Origin of the sequence: Brevibacterium sp. SIMBA_078 (assembly GCF_046534565.1) — a bacterium.
In the GTDB taxonomy this organism is placed as follows: Bacteria; Actinomycetota; Actinomycetes; order Actinomycetales; family Brevibacteriaceae; genus Brevibacterium.
In genome coordinates this window covers 1-232 of the sequence record NZ_JAWRYQ010000640.1, presented here as the reverse complement: position 1 = coordinate 232, position 232 = coordinate 1, and the positions used below count along the sequence as shown (strand labels likewise).

Genomic DNA, 232 nt, shown 5'->3' with positions numbered 1-232 from the left:
AACTTACTTCTGACAACGATCGGAGGACCGAAGGAGCTAACCGCTTTTTTGCACAACATGGGGGATCATGTAACTCGCCTTGATCGTTGGGAACCGGAGCTGAATGAAGCCATACCAAACGACGAGCGTGACACCACGATGCCTGCAGCAATGGCAACAACGTTGCGCAAACTATTAACTGGCGAACTACTTACTCTAGCTTCCCGGCAACAATTAATAGACTGGATGGAGG

At 49.6% G+C, this 232-nt stretch carries 1 protein-coding gene; it reads left to right on the top strand.

Annotated features, from left to right (window positions below):
- Positions 1-232, top strand: a 232-nt coding sequence (locus SB749_RS21070; RefSeq protein ID WP_410712037.1) for a serine hydrolase, incomplete at both ends; no start/stop codon positions are given.